Source organism: Paraburkholderia sp. Tr-20389 (assembly GCF_017104565.1).
Classification (GTDB): Bacteria; Pseudomonadota; Gammaproteobacteria; order Burkholderiales; family Burkholderiaceae; genus Paraburkholderia.
On sequence record NZ_JAAGPD010000002.1, the window covers coordinates 61,363 to 79,385 of the forward strand.

Consider the following 18,023-nt stretch of genomic DNA (forward strand, 5'->3'; position numbering starts at 1 on the left):
AAATGTCTCCACCAATCTGTCTGCCGCATCCGATTCGTCGAGACGAGGGATGCATACCTCTACGCCATTGCGTTAGCACATCCCTATTCCACTGTCGTCGCCTGGATCCGGCCTTCGCGAATCGCCTGAATGAACGCACGATAGTCACGCCGGTTTTGGGAGCTATACTCCGTCGCAAATTCGGTGATCGCGTCATCGAACGTTTGGCCCGAACCCATATAGGCTGCGATCATTGCCGCATCCCCCGAACGCGCGTGAGCGCGCGCGAGGGCATGCGCACACATACGCGCGTATTGCCTGAGCAAGCCGGTATCCAGTGATTCGATGACCACCGACATCTTCATGTCCCGCAACTGGCGGATATAGAAGTCGCGTCCGTTTGATCCGCGGCTCCAGCCGAGAAAGACATCGCTGGCCGCCTGCATGATGCGCTGGCCAGCAATGACGCGCTCTCCGTGATTCACATGCAGGCTCTTGCCCGCATACGGCTCAAGCACCGACGTTCGCGCTTCCTTGACCTGCAAGAAGAGAGGGTCGTTGTCCGAGGCCATGAACAGACCGACAGCGCACATCGTGCCGACGCTGCCGACGCCGACCACCTTCAGTGCAAGATCGACGAACTCGAATCTGTCGAACAGCACGCGCACATGCTCGGCGAGGCTCTCACGGTATGAATGGATCGCTTCCGCGTAACCCGACTGAAGACCCGGGGCGATCTCTTCAGTGGGATGAAAGATGAGCGGCGGCTCGTCTTTGATACGTGGCCGCCCGCCTTCCTCCGAAACCAGTTTCGGATAGAAATGATCGGGCATGGTCTTGCGACGTTCGACTTCGATCCGCTCTCCTATACGCTTGCGGACTGCTTCAATGACAGCGGGATCGCCTGAGCGGTCCTGGTATTTCTGCAGATCGATTTTGTCGTACCAGACGTCCAGCGCACGCATGGATGCGTAGTCGTGCATGCGCTCACGGTATTCGCGAACGAGTTCCGTCGCTACGCGGGTTGCGTCGCTATACGGCAGTTCCAGATGCTGCGCCGCGATAACGACACTCGTTGCGAGCCGTTTCAGATCCCATTCGAACGGTGCAGGAAGCGTTTCATCAAGGTCGTTGATATCGAAGATCACGTTGCGCTCAGGCGTTGCAAAGCCACCGAAGTTCATCAGGTGAGCGTCACCACACGCCTGCACGCGCAACCCGCTCGTCGGCGTTGCAGCGAGGTCGGCCGCCATGACAATGGCGGCGCCACGATAGAACGCAAACGGAGAAGTCGACATTCGCCCGAAGCGAATAGGAATCAGGCTCGGCAGTCGTCCAACGTTAGACATGTCGAGAAGTTCCATTGGATCCTGGCGTCGCTCAGAAGCCTTCCAGCCGGCCTGCGACGACCTGGGCACAGCTTCACGTACAAGCCGTCCTTGTGCAGCCCTTTCGTCGGGCGTTCGATACGAAACAGGCGCTGTATGTGCATTGCGCGTTGCCTTGTGCGAAACGGCTTTGTCCATCACATCGCTCCTAATGGCAATCAGGCTTTACCACCCGTATGCGATTTACCATACCCGGGCGGCGCTCCGTCAGATTGACTCAGGTCAACGCTTCGAGAACCTGAAGATTCACCATAAGCGCGGATTTCTTCGCGATGGCCTCAGTTGTGAATGAATGCGGTCGGTATCAAACTGGATTCACCCGAGGATACCCATGGCAGCTGATTACCGATTCGCGGCGCAGTCACGCGCAAGCCCAACTCGTGGTACATCGTGTTCGTTCCGCGCGCGCGACTGGCGCGCAACGTCCGTCGCTTCGTGCTTTTTCCTCATCGTCATACAGGTATCGGCTCAGGAACTGGAGCCGCGCGCGTATTCGCCCGCACCGGTGGGCACCAACTTTATTGGACTCACCTATTCGTGGCTGGGTGGGCAGGTCCTCGTCGATCCGTCGCTTCCCATCAGCGATGTCCATGCACACATCAATTCCGCGTCCGTTGGATACGTGCACGTATTCAATCTTGCCGGCCGCGCCGCTTCGCTTGCACTGCGTGCGCCTTTCATCAGCGGAGACATCTCCGGCAACGTCTTCGACGCACCCAATCAGGTGCATCGCGCCGGTCTGGGCGACCTCCGCTTCAGGCTTTCGATCGATCTTCTTGGTGGTCCTGCGCTGACACCGGAAGAATTCGCGCGCCGCACACCGGACACCATCGTCGGCACGAGCCTGATGGTCATTGCGCCGACGGGACAATATGAATCGGCACATCTCGTGAATGTTGGCAGCAATAGGTGGGCGTTCAAACCGGAGTTCGGCATTTCGCAGCCGCTCGGCAACTGGTTCGCGGAAGCAACAGCAGGCGTTTGGTTTTTCACGGACAACACGTCGTTTCTCGGTGGCAAGCGACGTGGTCAGGCGCCGCTCGGCGTGCTCCAGTTGCATGGCGGATACATGTTCCGCCCTGCTCTGTGGTTGGCTGCCGATGTGGGCTTCTATACCGGCGGTGCGACTTCCGTCAACGGGATCACGAACGACGACTCTCAAAACAATGCGCGCTATGGGCTTACGCTTTCACTTCCGGTTACGCGCGACTGGTCAGCCAAACTCGCCGTGTCGAATGGATTCATGGTCAGGGCCGGAGGAAACTACAAGTCAATCTCACTGACATTGCAGTATCGATGGTTCAACCACTAGGCATTCGTAGCAAAGTCTCGCTATTCACAGCTTTACTTTCTTCCGCGCGATCTCTGAACCTCGAAACCCAGACCATCCATTGACCAAAGTCAACTGACAACCTTCGACCGTTCCTATGCTGAGTATGCGTGAAGAGTCCATCCCGTCGGCGGTAAATGACGGCATAAGTCGGACGAACAGGCGCGCATTCTGGTCCGCAGCACACGACGGTCGCTGTTCAATTCGTTGAACAGCACGGATCCTGGTTGCGGATTCCAATCAGGTGAAGGAGAGGTTACATGTCTGATTCAGTATCCCAACCGGCATCCGGCTCGCAAGCGGGTCCGTCTATCACTTCCGCCGCCGCTCCCAAACTGCATCTCGGTGCACTGACCGCGCTGGTGGTGGGCTCGATGATAGGAGGCGGCATCTTCTCATTGCCGCAAAACATGGCTGTCAGCGCCGGCGCGGGAGCGGTGCTGATCGGATGGGCGATTACCGCAGTGGGCATGCTGACGCTGGCCTTCGTGTTCCAGACGCTCGCGAATCGAAAACCAGAACTGGATGGCGGCGTCTATATCTATGCAAAGCAGGGTTTTGGCGACTATATGGGTTTCTCGTCGGCCTGGGGCTACTGGATCAGCGCATGGCTCGGGAACGTCGGCTACTTCGTCCTGCTGTTCGGCACTTTCGGCTATTTCTTTCCGGTCTTCGGCGAAGGTAATACACCCGTCGCGATTGCCTGCGCCTCCGTGTTGCTGTGGGGCGTTCATTTCCTCGTTCTACAGGGCATCAAGGAAGCGGCGTTCGTCAACATGGTCACGACCATCGCCAAGGTTGTACCGATCGTTCTGTTTATCGTGATCTGCGCATTTGCGTTCAACGCACACTTCTTCACGAATGACTTCTTCGGCTTGAATACACCAAAACTTGGAAGCGTAGCGAATCAGGTACGAGGCTCAATGCTCGTGACAGTCTGGGTTTTCATCGGCATCGAAGGCGCGAGCATCTTCTCTGCGCGCGCAGAAAAACGGACGGATGTCGGCAAGGCGACGATCATGGGATTCATCGGCGTACTGCTCGTTCTCGTACTCGTCAACGTGCTGTCGCTCGGAATCATGTCGCGCCCCGATCTTGTCGCGCTGCAAAACCCGTCGATGGCCGGGGTACTCGAGCGTGTCGTGGGTCACTGGGGTGCAATTCTGATCAGTGTCGGCCTCGTCATCTCGCTGTTGGGCGCCCTGCTCTCGTGGGTCTTGCTTTGCGCCGAGATCATCTTTTCGGCTGCGCGGGACAGCACGATGCCGAGCTTCGTTCGCAAGGAGAATGCGAAGAAGGTTCCAGCGAATGCACTGTGGCTTACCAACGGTCTGACGCAGGCTTTCCTGCTCATCACGCTTTTCTCGAAAGGGACCTACCTCTCGCTGATTTATCTGGCGACCTCGATGATTCTGCTGCCTTACTTCTGGTCTGCGGCCTATGCGTTGCTCGTCGCATGGCGCCGTGAAACTTATGAGCAGGAGCCCGTTCAACGCAACAAGGACCTGATGATTGCTGCCATTGCAGTGATCTATGCCGTATGGCTGCTCTATGCCGGAGGACTCAAGTACGTGTTGTTGTCGGCGCTTTTATACGCGCCCGGCGCCGTACTTTTTGCCAAGGCAAAGCGCGAAACTGGACAACGCGTGTTCACCCTTGTCGAAAAGCTGGTCTTTGCGGCGGTCGTGATGGGTGCACTGGTTGCGGCATTCGGCCTTTACAAGGGTTTCCTCACGCTCTGATGACAGGAGACACATGATGACCACGGAAACCATGAAGTACGGTGTTCATTCGGAGGCGGGCAAACTGCGCAAGGTGATGGTCTGCTCACCAGGACTTGCGCACCAGCGACTGACGCCGAGCAATTGCGACGAACTGCTCTTCGACGACGTCATCTGGCTCAGCCAGGCGAAACGCGATCATTTCGACTTCGTCACGAAGATGCGCGAGCGCGGAGTCGAAGTACTGGAGATGCACAATCTGCTGACCGAGACGGTACATGTCCCCGAAGCGCTTAAGTGGATTCTGGACCGCAAGATCCGCCCCGACACCGTAGGCGTGGGACTCGCCAACGAAGTGCGCGCATGGATCGAGGGCCTTGAACCGCGCAAGCAGGCCGAGTTTTTGATCGGTGGCGTCGTGGCGGAGGACATACCCGATACCGACGAGTCCAACGCGCTGAAGATGTACCGGCAATACCTGGGCTATTCCGGCTTTGTATTGCCGCCTCTGCCCAACACGCTGTTCACGCGCGACACGACCTGCTGGATCTATGGCGGCGTGAGCCTCAACCCGATGTACTGGCCGGCTCGCCGGCAGGAGACCTTGCTGGCGACGGCGATCTACCGGTTCCATCCTGACTTCGCGCACAAGGAATTCGAAGTCTGGTACGGCGATCCGGACCGCGATCATGGCATGGCCACACTCGAAGGCGGCGACGTCATGCCGATCGGAAAGGGACTCCTGCTCATAGGGATGGGAGAACGCACATCGCGGCAAGCCATCGGAGAACTCGCGCAGAATCTGTTCGCGAAGGGAGCGGTCGAGCGCATCATCGTGGCGGGGCTGCCGAAGTCTCGCGCCGCAATGCATCTGGATACGGTATTCACTTTCTGCGACCGGGACCTCGTCACGGTATTCCCCGAGGTGGTCGACGAGATCGTCGCGTTCTCCTTGCGGCCCAGCGATTCGGGAGCGACGCGGATCAATATCCGCCGCGAAGACAAGCCATTCGTGGATGTCGTGGCCGACGCCCTGGGACTTGCGAAATTGCGCGTCGTCGAGACGGGCGGCAACACCTTCGCCGCGGAACGCGAGCAGTGGGACGACGGCAACAATGTAGTCTGCATCGAACCCGGCGTCGTGGTCGGCTATGACCGAAACACCTACACCAACACCTTGCTGCGCAAAGCCGGCGTGGAGGTAATCACGATCACGGCGAGCGAGTTGGGCCGCGGCCGGGGTGGCGGACATTGCATGACTTGTCCGATCGTGCGCGATCGTATCGACTATTGAATGAGTGGCGCCTGCCGCGCGGCAGGCAGGCGAGCGTCCGCCGCTTGAACGGCGGACGCTCGGTGCTGTTCATGGGTCGCGGCGCTTTATTTCACAGAGCCAGCATCGAGTCGATCCGCAGGCGTCTGCTCCTCACATGCAGATGATCGGCTGGATTCAGGAACACGTTGCACACGCTCTCCAGTTCGAGTTCGAGCGATTGCTCTGGCGTTCTGAGGCTCGCAAGTGCACGTGAATTGTTCTCGATCTCTGCATGGAAGCAGGCCTGCCACGTTTGACTTGTATCAATGCGGATACGAGGTCGCCGGAATGCACGCGTGCATTGAAATGGTTCGCTCAATTTCCATCGTGGCAGAACAGAGATTGCCTGTATGCAACAGTCATCAGCGGCGAACGATCGCGTCGATCGGAAATTTGATCCCAACTCGATATCCGCCGTCCGGTTTATTTCCCAGCCATGCGATACCGTTGAGTTGCCGGACGCGCTCGCGTATGCCCAGCAGACCAAATGAGTTGGGCTTGTCGCCGGACGCGGGAGCGGCCCCGCGTCCGTTGTCATCGATACGGACTTCACACTCGTTATTTCCGAACTCGATGGTGACGACGACTTCCGTCGCGCACGCATGACGCGCCACGTTCGTCAGCGCCTCCTGAACGATGCGAAAGATCGCGGTTGCCGCCGTATCGCTGAACTCCAGTTCGCCCGCCGACAAACGGGTGCTTACCTTGATCCCGTAGCGCCGACTGAACTCATCCGCCAGCCACTCTACGGCAGGCAGCAATCCCAGATCGTCGAGCATCGTGGGACGTAGATCCGACGCGATGCGTCGCACCGCGCTCATCGTATCGTCGGTCTGCATGACCAGGCCACGCGCCTTCGCAGCTGTCTCCGAAGTGTGGTGGCCTGCTTCGATTTCCTGCTGCAGGATGACGGCGCTCATTTTCAAGGCGGTCAACTGCTGACCGAGGTCGTCGTGCAGTTCCCTGGCGATTCGCTTCTTTTCCTCTTCCCGCGCCCGTTCAGTCGCCGCAGCGAGTTCGCCGACATGCTCGAGCTGTTCCAGCCGTTTATGCTCGGTCAGATCACGCGTTACTTTGGCGAAGCCCTGAAGCGCTCCCTTTTCGTCGCGGATGGGACTGATGATAGCGTCTGCCCAGAAACGCGAGCCATCGCTCCTGATACGCCATCCTTCGGCTTCGGACCGGCCCTGCGTGGATGCTGTCTCGAGCATGCGTTCGGGCAGACCCGCTGCCCGTGCTTCTGGCGGATAGAAGACAGAAAAATGGCGGCCGATGATTTCATCTGCGGAATAGCCCTTGATTCGCTGCGCTCCCGTATTCCAGGAGGTGACGTCACCCGTCGGACTCAGCATGAAGATCGCGTAGTCTTCGACGCTGTCAATCATCGCCTGTAACCGCTGCTCGCTTCTGCGAAGCTTCGCCTCCATCAGATGACGCTGCGAAAAATCGTGCGTAATGGCTGCAAAACCAGCCAGATCGCCCTGCTCACGTCGCTGCGCAATGACGAGTACGCTGGCCCAGAACCGGGTTCCGTCCTTGCGTGCGTGCCAGCCCTCGTAATAGGCCCGCCCAGTCGTCGCCGCTCGGGCCAGGATGTCCGACGGAACAGGAACGTCAGCCGCAACCGTCGGATAGAGTACGGAAAACGGCTTACCAAGGATTTCACCCGCACCATATCCCGTGATGTGTTCCGCTGAGGTATTCCATGTCTCGACCTGACCATGCGTGTCGAGCGTAAAGATGGCGAATTCGCCGTCGATATCGATGGCGAAATGATAGCGGTGTTCGCCGGATATATTGCCTCCGGAAACCGGATTCGCGTCACTCCTGCCTGGTGCGCTCATGCTGCTCACAGGCGCCTCCCGTCATCAACTTCAAGTCTGGTTCTCCGAGCGGCCGGAAAAACCGTTCGGGTTCGCGTTGGCACAGCAGGAAGCCACTCACAGCACGGGGTCGCCCAGTTCAGGATATTCGGCAACGAGAATGTCGAAAACATTGGCGGCTCGTGCAGGCAAATTGTGTATGAGGTGCCGCTGCAGGTACTCGTCCGACCTGAGCCACGAATAGGCTCGACCGACGTCGTCGACGGTAGGTTTGATCCGCATGATCTTCATCACGACGTCGTCTTCGAATGGCCCGATGACCGCACGGATTTCATTGGCCGTCGCCGCTTCCGGCACTACTTGCTCGGATGATGCATTCATGATTTGCGCTCCTTGGCGAGAATTTCCTCTATGAGGTGTATTTGCCGGCCTTTGGGTATCGAACCCGACAGCGTGGCGACGCCTTGAACTGCCTGAACGGCAGCTTGGCGCTAATCGATCCGTGCACTGTCGCCGAACATTCGCTCGACCATTTTCTTCAATGTCTGGTCGTGTTTCATTACGGTCCCCGTCGCACAGCGTTTCGCGGCACTTGTTCTACATTCCCGGCAGCACTGCCGGATATTCAAGGTGACTATTCACCTCCTTCACCCCGGGCACGTTTTCCGCTGCCACGCGAATCGCTTTGCCTTCTTCATCACTTGTGACGACACCCCAAAGGTGCACGACCCCGTCTCTGACCAGAATGCTTTCGCGCGGCAGCGACCACCGGGTATTCTTCAGGGCGATCACGATGCCTTCTCGAATCGCCTGATCATCTGCCACGGCGGATTCATTCGGCTCGGTAATGATGCTGGCGAGCGCGCGGATCAGATTCGCGCGGCTCACGAGACCCGTCACCTTGCCGTCCTTCACCACCGGCACGCGTTTGATCCGATGCCGTTCGAGCAACTCCGCGATTTCAGAAATGGGCGCGTCTTCGGTTATGGTAATCACGTCCGTCGTCATCAGATCGCTCACCTTGTGCGAGTGCTCCCTGACATATTCGCTCGCCAGTTCCCGAGTCGACGCCAGAAAATCCAGCCACCACGCACGCTTGCCCACCCCAGTGCCAATCTCGGCGCGGTGCAGCAGGTCGCCCTCCGTAACCATGCCGACCAGCTCGCCCTTGTCGTCGACGACAGGCATGCCGCTAATGTGCTTCTCGACCAACGCCCTGGCTGCTTCCTGCACCGTCGTATCGGGGTGTGCAAATACGACGGACGTGGTCATGACATCGATTGCGCGCATCCTTGTTTCCTCCATGAGGGTGACGTGAACGGCAAGCAGCCGGAAATCCGGCCGCCATGAACCGTCAACGCATAAGCGAATCTTCGACTGGCGCGGCCGCTTTCAATTGATCGATATCAAGCGAGTTCGGATATAGAAGACTCTTGTGCAAGGGACGGCTTTCTGGCGCACGTCCTGTAGCTTCCTGAGCACCTTTCGCTCGACTTGCTTTAATCGTTGACACACGTCAACCGCAAAAGGCGGCGCACGCGCTTAATGAGTAGCTGGGGCCGCAAGTAGAGCGGCGGATCAGAGTCTTGCAACCTTCGAAGGTCACTCTCATCATGCACCCTATCGACTCCGGTTATCCGCATCGCCGACTCGCTGATCCAGCCAGGTTCTGCTTTCGCTATCGACAACATCGGCACCACGCGCGCGCATATGATGTTTTCATCGAACTGGCCGGCCCGGAAGCGGATTGCCGCATCGAGATTCACCACGCCAGTGGTTTCGTGGAAGAGCGGCAACCTTTTACCTCAGGCTCGTTGAACGCGCGTCGCTTGGGAAGCGCTGTCGCCTTGCTTGGACTTGTGGATCGGGTGGCGAGAAAAGACAGAAGCCGCGTCGAGCCGGGCAGCCTCGTGTTTTCGGCTCGTCTGAAGCGACCCTATGTCCTGCGGCCCACGGTAGCGACACGTCTGCATGCGCGCCCCGTCGAGGAAAAAGCAAGGAAAGCCTCCGGTACCTGGCCGCCAGCCAGGGCGCTGCGCGCGAGTCCGATCGATTCCGTCCACTACAGCGGAAGTCTTTGCGCAGCACGCCATTCGCCGCGTGCGCGTACTCGTCATCGTTATCCGTTGCGCAGCATATAAGAGGCAGCCCCAAGGCTTATCGCACAGACATGATCGTTACATGAAAGATCACCTACCTCACGATAGTGCGTCCGTTGAGGTCGAGTCGGACGTCGGGTCGGGCCGTCTCCAGCCGGGCCCCGCCAGGCACAGCGCAACGGGACGCGCTTCGCGCGTGCGCGGTCTGATCGAAAGTCCGACCTATCTTCAGGCAGACGAGGATCTCGCCTTCCTGAGACGTCCAGAGATGTGCGGCGTCCGGTTGCAACTCGACTACTGGAAAACGGAGGAGTCACTGCAGCGCCATGCGATCGACCACACGATAGTCGTGTACGGCAGCACCCGTATCCCCGCGCCCTCTGTCGCGCGCCAGCGAATCCGGCACGCCCGGCGCCTGCTCCGAGAAAAATCCGGCGAAACGGAAGGACTAGACGCGCTGAAAGTAGCGAAAGCTCAACTTCAACGAAGCCACTACTATGACGTAGCGCGAGAATTAGGCCGCATTGCAGGTACCGCGCGATGCGGCGGCGTACTGTCGTCCCTTGCGCTCGTGACGGGGGGCGGTCCGGGGATTATGGAAGCTGCGAATCGTGGCGCTTACGATTCCGGGGCGCCGAGTATTGGTTTGAATATTTCCTTACCTCGCGAACAAGAGCCCAATCCGTATCTCACCCCTGAGCTCTGCTTCAGGCTGCATTACTTCGCCATCCGCAAGCTCCATCTGCTGGAGCGGGCGCGCGCTGCTGTGTTCTTTCCCGGCGGATTCGGCACGTGTGACGAACTGTTCGAAGTCTTGACGCTGCTGCAAACGCAGAAAATCCGGCCCTTGCCTGTCGTCCTCGTCGGAGAGTCGTACTGGAAGCGCGCGATCGACTTCGACTTCATGATCAGCGAAGGAATGATCTCGCAGGACGACATGCGGCTATTCGTTTTCCGCGAGACGGCTGAAGGCGTATGGGAAGCGATCGTCCACTGGCACGAAAATCACGGAACCCAACCGTGACCGCTGGTAACGCCGGACGTCGTCCCCTAGGAAAATTCTGATAGCTCGGCGCCACATCCCTAACCCATGTTCATCCCGCGCTGATAGCCGTTCTGCCCGCGACCATCGATACTGAAATCATGGACTTCGAGTCTTTTCAGGTACGCGGGAACAGAAGGACGAGCGCACTGAGCCTGGCCTGTTGTGGAGAACGATCATGTCATCCGACGCCGTTGCACAAATGTGTTCTGAAAACCTTTGCGAGTGCGCGTGCAACGTCGCCTGCGGACGCCCGTCGAAGCCTGAGGCATCCGTGCTTTCCGACGACACCATCCTCGCTATCGCCCGTCGCGCCGGCATGCTCGTGATGCTCGATGGGCGGATCGGACGTGAAACCTATCAGAGCGTGACTGGCTCGGTGTCGTCACTCCATCGTTTCGTAGCCGATATGTACAACCTGATACTTGACGGGACGCCGCAATAGCCACCGTCCCATCAAGCCCGCATTCAACACTTCGATAAAAGCGCCCTTCTCCTCATCGAGATTGACGCATATCAATGGCTCGCGGTTGGCGTGCACCAAGCTCTGTAATTGTCTATGACGAAAGCGTGCTCGCGATGCAGACGACCGACACACACAGCGTTCGATCACCCCCAACGCTTCTGGAACGCCTTTGGCGTTCCTCGCGTAGCGCAGCGCATCAGAAGTCTACGGATGTCAGCTCGCTAGCCGACTGTGCTCGACTGTCTGCTGACGAGGCGATGGCACGGCTGCATAGCACTGCAGGCGGGCTGTCCGCCGAAGAAGCCGAACTCCGGCTCCGTGTCTCGGGTCCGAACCGCGTAGTACACGACGCGCACCACACGGTAATCGGCGAACTCATTAACAGAACGCTGAATCCCCTCAATCTGCTGCTCCTGGTGCTGGCCACGGCCTCGTACGCCCTTGGAGACCCGCGTGCAGCGATCATGATCGGCGTGATGGTCTTCCTTAGCACTTCGCTCAGTTTCGTGCAGGAGCATCGATCGAACAAGGCGGCAGACGCTCTGCGCAAAATGGTGCGCACGACGGCGACCGTCGTACGCAGGATCGGCCGGGATGATCCCACACATGTCGACATTCCCATCGAACAGATAGTGCCCGGCGATGTCGTGCTGCTTTCCGCCGGCGACATGGTGCCCGCCGACCTTCGATTGATTTCCGCGCGCGACCTGTTCGTCAATCAGTCGGCGCTGACGGGTGAATCGATGCCGTGCGAAAAGAATGCGAATACCAGTACAACGTCCGTCGACTCGCCATTCGAACTCGCGAACATCTGCTTCATGGGCAGCGCAATCATCAGCGGCGTGGGCTGCGGGGTTGTGGTAACGACCGGCAAGACGACGATATTCGGCGGGATCGCCGATGTGGTCGCGACGCAGCGCGTGCAAACCAGCTTCGACAAGGGCGTCACCCGGTTCACCTGGCTGATGATCCGTTTCATTCTCGTGATGGTGCCTCTCGTCTTCGTGATCAATGGTCTCACGAAAGGGAACTGGTTCGAGGCCGTTCTTTTCGCGGTTGCCGTGGGCGTCGGACTCACGCCCGAAATGTTACCGATGATCGTCACTGTCAACCTTGCGAAAGGCGCGATCGACATGTCGCGCAAACGGGTAATCGTGAAGCGTTTGAATGCGATCCAGAACTTCGGCGCGCTCGACGTGTTGTGTACCGACAAGACGGGAACCCTTACCCAAGACCGGATCATTCTGAAGCGGCACCTCGATATTCACGGCAACGAGTCGGATCGGGTGCTTGAATATGCCTACCTGAACAGCGCACACCAGTCGGGACTGAAGAATCTGCTCGACGTCGCCGTGTTGAAGCACGTTGAATTGCATGAGCAGCTCAAGGCACACGAGAACTTCACCAAAATCGACGAGATGCCCTTCGACTTCGAGCGCCGCCGTATGTCGGTCGTCCTCGCGAGGGACGATGGCGCCCATATCATGATTTCGAAGGGCGCAGTCGAGGAAATGTTCTCGGTCAGCACGCGCTACGCGATCGACGGCGACACCGGCACGCTCGACAAAAGCCACTATGCGGCAACGAAAGAGATTACCGACGCGCTCAACGCGGACGGTTTTCGCGTTGTCGCAGTCGCATACAAGGAGATGCCGCCCGAGCAGACCGCTTATTCGGTTGCCGACGAGCGCGAATTGACGCTGCTTGGATTCATCGCGTTTCTCGATCCGCCCAAGGAAACGGCGGCAGCGGCACTTGCGGCACTGAAGACGAGTGGCGTGCAGGTGAAGATCCTGACGGGCGACAACGACAGGGTCACCCGAAAGATCTGTTACGACGTGGGAATCGAAGTGGACCGGATCGTGCTCGGCAAGGAGCTTGAAGCATTGACTCCAGCCGAACTCGCAGATCTGGCCGAAAAGGAGTGCGTGTTCGCCAAAGTCTCGCCTTCGCAGAAGGCATCCATCGTGAATGCCTTGCATAGCAAGGGCCATGTCGTCGGCTTCCTGGGCGACGGCATCAACGACGGACCTGCCCTCAAGGCGTCGGACGTGGGCGTATCCGTCGATAGCGCCGTGGACATCGCGAAAGACTCCGCCGATATCATCCTGCTCGAAAAGAGCCTCGCGGTACTCGGCGAGGGGGTTCTCGAAGGCCGCAAGGTGTTCGGCAACATCACCAAGTACATCAAGATGGGCGCAAGCTCGAACTTCGGCAACATGTTCAGTGTGCTGGGCGCGAGCATATTGCTGCCATTTCTGCCGATGGCGCCGATCCAGGTGCTCACCAACAACCTGCTTTACGATTTCTCGCAGACCAGCATTCCGACCGATAACGTCGATGCTGAATATCTTGCCGTTCCACGCCGTTGGGATCTCGGCAATATCGTGAAGTTCATGCTTGTGATCGGCCCCGTCAGTTCACTGTTCGACTATGCGACCTTCTTCATGATGCTGAAGATATTCGACGCGTGGGATAAGCCGGCCCTGTTCCAGACCGGCTGGTTCGTTGAATCGCTACTCACGCAGACGTTGATCATCCATATCATCCGCACCGCCAAAGTACCCTTCGTGGAAAGTCGGGCAAGTTCGGCTCTCATAGCGACGAGCGTCGCAGTTGCCGTCGCGGGAATCAGCCTGCCCTTTAGCTCCGTCGGCAGGATGCTCGGATTCACGCCATTGCCGTGGACATATTGGCCCGCCCTTCTCCTGATACTGCTCAGCTACGGCGCATTGACGCATTTCACCAAGACCTGGTTTGTCCGGCGATTTGGACTCGGTTGACGGAATCGATGCTGGCTGGTTTTACGCGAGGATCGACGCGTTCGTGACGACGAAGCGCTTTACTACCTCGACGATGCCGGCTCGCGGTGCGCGATGCGAAGGCCTGCGGGATCTTGCGCCCGGACAGCACGCTCGCCCTCGGCATACACGCGCGCCACGTCTTGTGCATCGCAAAGCCGCGTACCTGTTTGCTTCATCGTCGCGGCGGCGGCCGCTGTCGCGTATGCGAGCGCTTCGCTCGCGACGGCTCCATGGTCCAGCGACCAGATCAATCCGGCGAGGAAGCTGTCGCCCGCGCCGATTGCACTTCGGACTTCCGTTTTCAGCGCGGGCATGAACCACGTCTCGTCGTGCGTCGTGAGCACGGCGCCTTGTTCGGCCAGCGTGAGCGCGACCATCCTCGCCTTGCGCTCCGCGATCAACATGCGTGCGGCTTGGATCTGCTCCCCCACGTCGTTCAACGGCAGCGCCGTGAGCTCGCGCAGTTCGTTCAGGCTCGGCTTGACGATGTCGACGTGCCCGCCATCGAGTGCCGCTGCGAGCGTGGGGCCCGACGCATCCACGGCGACGCGGATGTTCGGCCGCGCGACGGTGGCGGCGTGGGCGATCTGAGCGTAGGCGTCCGGCGGTGCGCCCGGGGGCAGGCTTCCGCTCAGCACGAGAAAGCGCGCAGAGCCAACCTGCGCAGACACGCTGCGCAGACAATCACGCCACTCCGCGGGCGTGAGAGTCGGCCCGGGCAACACGAAACGGAACTCACGCCGGGTCGACGTTTCGATCACCGAGAAGTTCTCTCGCGTCTCTCCCTCGATGTCGATACAGCGAGTCCGAAGTTTCTCGCTATCGAGCATTTCGGTGAGCATGCGGCCCGTCACTCCACCCACGGCAAACAGCGCAACGCATTCGCTGCCGAGGCGATGCAGCACCCGCGCAACGTTGATCCCGCCGCCGCCCGGATCGCGCTGTGCGGCTTCGCATCGCAACTTGTGCGTACCGACGATGCGGTCGACAGACGTCGATAAATCGACCGCGGGATTCAGGGTGACTGTAAGAACGTCGATCATGATAAGACCCTACCGCACCATGTCAGAAAGCATCGATCCGCGCGTCTCGTCGCCGCTCGAACCATGCGCCGCTTCCGCCTGCGCGACGTGCCGCTTGACTGCTATGAAACTGTCGGGACTCACCGATATCGAGTCGATGCCGCATTCCACGAGAAAGCTTGCATACTCAGGATGCACGCTCGGCGCTTCGCCACACAGGCTGACTTTCGCTCCGGCACGATGTGCCCGTTCGATGACCTCGCGAATCATCCACCGGACGGCTTCGTTGCGCTCGTCGAACAGGGATGCCAGTTCTGCGGAGTCACGGTCGACGCCCAGCGTGAGTTGCGTCAGATCGTTGCTGCCGATCGAGAACCCATCGAACCGCTGCGCAAAGGCCTCGGCCAGGATGACGTTCGACGGAATCTCGCACATCACGTAGATCTGCAATCCGTCCTCTCCACGCCTGAGGCCATTGGCCGCCATCGCGTCGAGGACGCGATCTGCCTCGTCCGGCGTCCGGCAGAACGGCACCATGACAATCACATTGTTCAGGCCCGTTTCCATTCGCAGGCGGCGCAGTGCGCGGCATTCGAGTGCAAAGCCCGGGCCGTAACGCGGCGAGTAATAGCGCGACGCGCCGCGAAAGCCGAGCATCGGATTCTCCTCGACCGGCTCGAAGGCCTTGCCACCTGTCAGGTGAGCATATTCATTCGTCTTGAAGTCGCTCAGACGCACCACCACGGGCCGCGGATAACAAACGGCAGCTATGCGGCCGAGTCCGCAGGCGAGCCGGTCGACGAAGTATTCCGTCTTGTCGCCGTACCCTTCCGTCATCGCAGCGATCGTCCGGGCCGCTTCGGCATCGTTCAACTGGTCAAAGCATGCAAGCGCCATCGGATGAATCTTGATGTGATTGCTGATCACGAACTCCATTCTCGCCAGTCCGATGCCGTCCGCCGGCATGCGCCACCAGCGCAGCGCGGCGTCGGGGTTCGCGAGATTTAACATGACCTGGGTGCGCGTATGCGGGATCGCCGCGAAGTCGATCTCGTCGACCTGATAGTCCGCAATGCCTTCGAATACGCGTCCGACTTCGCCCTGCGCGCACGACACCGTCACTTCCTGCTCGTCGTGCAAAACCCGCGTGGCGTTACCCGTGCCGACGATGGCAGGAAGTCCGAGTTCGCGGCTGACGATGGCCGCGTGCGACGTGCGGCCACCGTGGTCCGTCACGATACCGGCGGCGCGCCGCATTACGGGCACCCAGTCGGGATCCGTCGCGGCCGTCACGAGAACCGAGCCGTCGATGAAACGCTCCCGCTCGATGGGGCTATCGATCACGCACACGTTCCCGGCAGCGATCGCCTGGCCGACGCTCACGCCCGTGACGAGTTCGCGTCCCGCCGATTTGAGCCGGAAGGTCTTGACGGCGGTCGCCTCGCGCCTCGACTGAACGGTCTCGGGCCGCGCCTGAACGATGAAGATGTTTCCCGTCAGTCCGTCCTTTGCCCATTCGATATCCATCGGCTGCCCGTAGTGCGATTCGATTTCGCATGCCCAGCGCGAAATCGTGAGCACGTCGCGGTCGGAGAGGACGAATGCAGCGCGCTCGGCTTTCGAGGTCGGCACATTCTTCGTCGGATGTGAGCCGCCTTTCGCATACACCATTTTTTTCAGCTTGCTGCCGCGCTTCTTGCCGACAATCGGCGCACAGGCTTCGTTTTGCAACAGCGGTTTGAATACTTCATATTCGTCGGGATCGACGGCACCTTGCACGACGTTCTCACCGAGTCCCCACGCCGCGCTGATCAATACGATCTTGTCGAAGCCCGTTTCGGTATCGATAGTAAACGCGACGCCCGCGCCACCCAGATCCGAGCGCACCATCTGCTGCACCCCGACCGACAGTGCAACTTTCATATGGTCGAAACCTCGCGCTTCTCGATAACTGATTGCGCGATCGGTGAATAGTGATGCATAGCACCGGCGGCACGCATCCATCAACGCATGCGTGCCATGAATGGCAAGCAAGGTCTCCTGCTGTCCCGCGAAGCTCGCATCGGGTAAATCTTCGGCCGTGGCGCTCGAGCGCACCGCGACACCCGGATCATCGACGCCGACGCGGCGTCCGAGTTCGGCATACGCGTCGCAGATGGCGTGCGTCGTGTTGGCGGGCCATTCGCCCCGAAGGATTGCCCGGCGGATCGTTTCCCCTGTATCGGCAAGCGAGCGGCGATTGGTGCGGAATTCCGCGAGCACCGTCGAGATGCTTTCGCGTAACCCGTTCGCGTCGATGAACTGCCAATACGCGTCGGCTGTCGTCGCGAACCCGGGTGGAACGCTGATGCCCTTGCCGGCGAGGCAACCGACCATCTCCCCGAGCGACGCGTTCTTGCCACCTACGGACGGCACATCGGTACGGCGCAACACGTCGAACCAGACGACCTCCGTTTCATTGCTGCTCATGGACTGACTCCTCGCTGGTGATTCACGCGTGTTCCCGTCCGCTCAGATGCTGACGTATCCCGCGAACATCCACGGAAGCTTCATCTGGCCGGCGCGGAAATAGTCGTCCGAGTCCGGCATAGCCACGCCGACGAAACCGGGCGTGCCGTCGGCAGCAAACAGCGGCGTGAACGAGAATGCACGGTTGATCACGATGACGGCTTCGCCGTTCAGATACGAGGGCGCGAAAATGGAAACCTCGCGAAAGAAGTTCGCATCGTCTTTTGCTGCCGCCGGCGCTGTCTCGGTGATCGGACCTGTGCTGTCGTATCGTGCAGGAAGCTCGTAGGCCCTATCGCCGTGCCGGGCTTGCCCCGCAGGTGAAAACACGAGTTCGATACCCGGATACGGAGCGCACAACGCGGCCGACTGAACGACGGGACCATCGGGGCCCATCACCGCCGGTGGATAGGCCCACAAGGAAAGATTCAATTTCCGGGTCCCTTGTGCGAAGTATTCCGTCAGCCAGTTCATATGTGCCTCCAATCATTGCCTGTCACTTCATCGATGCCGGGCCGGTGTTCCA

General features: G+C 59.5%; 14 protein-coding genes. 7 read left to right on the forward strand and 7 right to left on the reverse strand.

Annotated features, from left to right (window positions below; translation table 11 throughout):
* Positions 1–83: 83 nt before the first annotated feature.
* Positions 84–1,505: a DUF2252 domain-containing protein gene (locus G3N95_RS04645; protein ID WP_205968823.1), complete on the reverse strand. Its 1,422-nt coding sequence runs from the start codon at positions 1,503–1,505 to the stop codon at positions 84–86.
* A gap of 367 nt (positions 1,506–1,872) precedes the next feature.
* Here G3N95_RS04645 and G3N95_RS04650 point away from each other — a divergent pair, with 367 nt between their 5' ends.
* The 3 genes from G3N95_RS04650 (at position 1,873) to arcA (ending at position 5,712) form a co-directional block, all read left to right on the forward strand.
* Positions 1,873–2,679 carry a transporter gene (locus G3N95_RS04650; protein WP_346778353.1) on the forward strand — a complete coding sequence of 269 codons (807 nt, stop codon included), beginning with the start codon at positions 1,873–1,875 and terminating at the stop codon, positions 2,677–2,679.
* Between the two features lie 278 nt (positions 2,680–2,957).
* The gene (gene arcD / locus G3N95_RS04655) at positions 2,958–4,439 is read left to right on the forward strand and encodes an arginine-ornithine antiporter (RefSeq protein WP_277397988.1); all 1,482 of its coding nucleotides are present in this window, start codon (positions 2,958–2,960) and stop codon (positions 4,437–4,439) included.
* A gap of 16 nt (positions 4,440–4,455) precedes the next feature.
* Positions 4,456–5,712, forward strand: a complete 1,257-nt coding sequence (arcA, locus tag G3N95_RS04660) for an arginine deiminase (RefSeq protein WP_205969044.1) — start codon at positions 4,456–4,458, stop codon at positions 5,710–5,712.
* A gap of 383 nt (positions 5,713–6,095) precedes the next feature.
* Here the strand turns inward: arcA and G3N95_RS04665 are convergent, their stop codons facing one another.
* The 3 genes from G3N95_RS04665 to G3N95_RS04675 form a co-directional block, all read right to left on the reverse strand.
* Entirely contained in the window at positions 6,096–7,577 is a 1,482-nt protein-coding gene (locus G3N95_RS04665) for a PAS domain S-box protein (RefSeq protein WP_241018264.1), read from the reverse strand.
* A gap of 96 nt (positions 7,578–7,673) precedes the next feature.
* The gene (locus tag G3N95_RS04670) at positions 7,674–7,937 is read right to left on the reverse strand and encodes a hypothetical protein (RefSeq protein WP_205968825.1); all 264 of its coding nucleotides are present in this window, start codon (positions 7,935–7,937) and stop codon (positions 7,674–7,676) included.
* A 216-nt stretch (positions 7,938–8,153) separates the two neighbouring features.
* Positions 8,154–8,846, reverse strand: a complete 693-nt coding sequence (locus G3N95_RS04675) for a CBS domain-containing protein (RefSeq protein WP_205968826.1) — start codon at positions 8,844–8,846, stop codon at positions 8,154–8,156.
* A gap of 323 nt (positions 8,847–9,169) precedes the next feature.
* Between G3N95_RS04675 and G3N95_RS04680 the strand changes: the two genes are divergently transcribed.
* From G3N95_RS04680 to mgtA, 4 genes are all read left to right on the forward strand, one after another.
* Positions 9,170–9,697, forward strand: a complete 528-nt coding sequence (locus G3N95_RS04680; protein ID WP_205968827.1) for a hypothetical protein — start codon at positions 9,170–9,172, stop codon at positions 9,695–9,697.
* A gap of 154 nt (positions 9,698–9,851) precedes the next feature.
* Positions 9,852–10,679 (forward strand): LOG family protein, encoded by an 828-nt coding sequence (locus G3N95_RS04685; protein WP_205968828.1) that lies wholly within the window; start codon positions 9,852–9,854, stop codon positions 10,677–10,679.
* A gap of 220 nt (positions 10,680–10,899) precedes the next feature.
* Entirely contained in the window at positions 10,900–11,142 is a 243-nt protein-coding gene (locus G3N95_RS04690; RefSeq protein ID WP_346778362.1) for a hypothetical protein, read from the forward strand.
* A 134-nt stretch (positions 11,143–11,276) separates the two neighbouring features.
* Positions 11,277–13,946, forward strand: a complete 2,670-nt coding sequence (mgtA, locus tag G3N95_RS04695; RefSeq protein WP_205968830.1) for a magnesium-translocating P-type ATPase — start codon at positions 11,277–11,279, stop codon at positions 13,944–13,946.
* A 62-nt stretch (positions 13,947–14,008) separates the two neighbouring features.
* Here mgtA and G3N95_RS04700 read toward each other — a convergent pair whose 3' ends face one another.
* The 3 genes from G3N95_RS04700 to G3N95_RS04710 are packed head-to-tail and all read right to left on the reverse strand — an operon-like array spanning position 14,009 to position 17,971.
* On the reverse strand, positions 14,009–15,010 hold the full coding sequence (locus G3N95_RS04700; protein WP_205968831.1) for a 1-phosphofructokinase family hexose kinase: 1,002 nt from the start codon (positions 15,008–15,010) through the stop codon (positions 14,009–14,011).
* A gap of 9 nt (positions 15,011–15,019) precedes the next feature.
* Complete coding sequence (gene ppsA / locus G3N95_RS04705) at positions 15,020–17,458, reverse strand: phosphoenolpyruvate synthase (protein ID WP_205968832.1); 2,439 nt, start codon at positions 17,456–17,458, stop codon at positions 15,020–15,022.
* A 42-nt stretch (positions 17,459–17,500) separates the two neighbouring features.
* On the reverse strand, positions 17,501–17,971 hold the full coding sequence (locus G3N95_RS04710) for a hypothetical protein (RefSeq protein WP_205968833.1): 471 nt from the start codon (positions 17,969–17,971) through the stop codon (positions 17,501–17,503).
* Positions 17,972–18,023 lie beyond the last annotated feature (52 nt).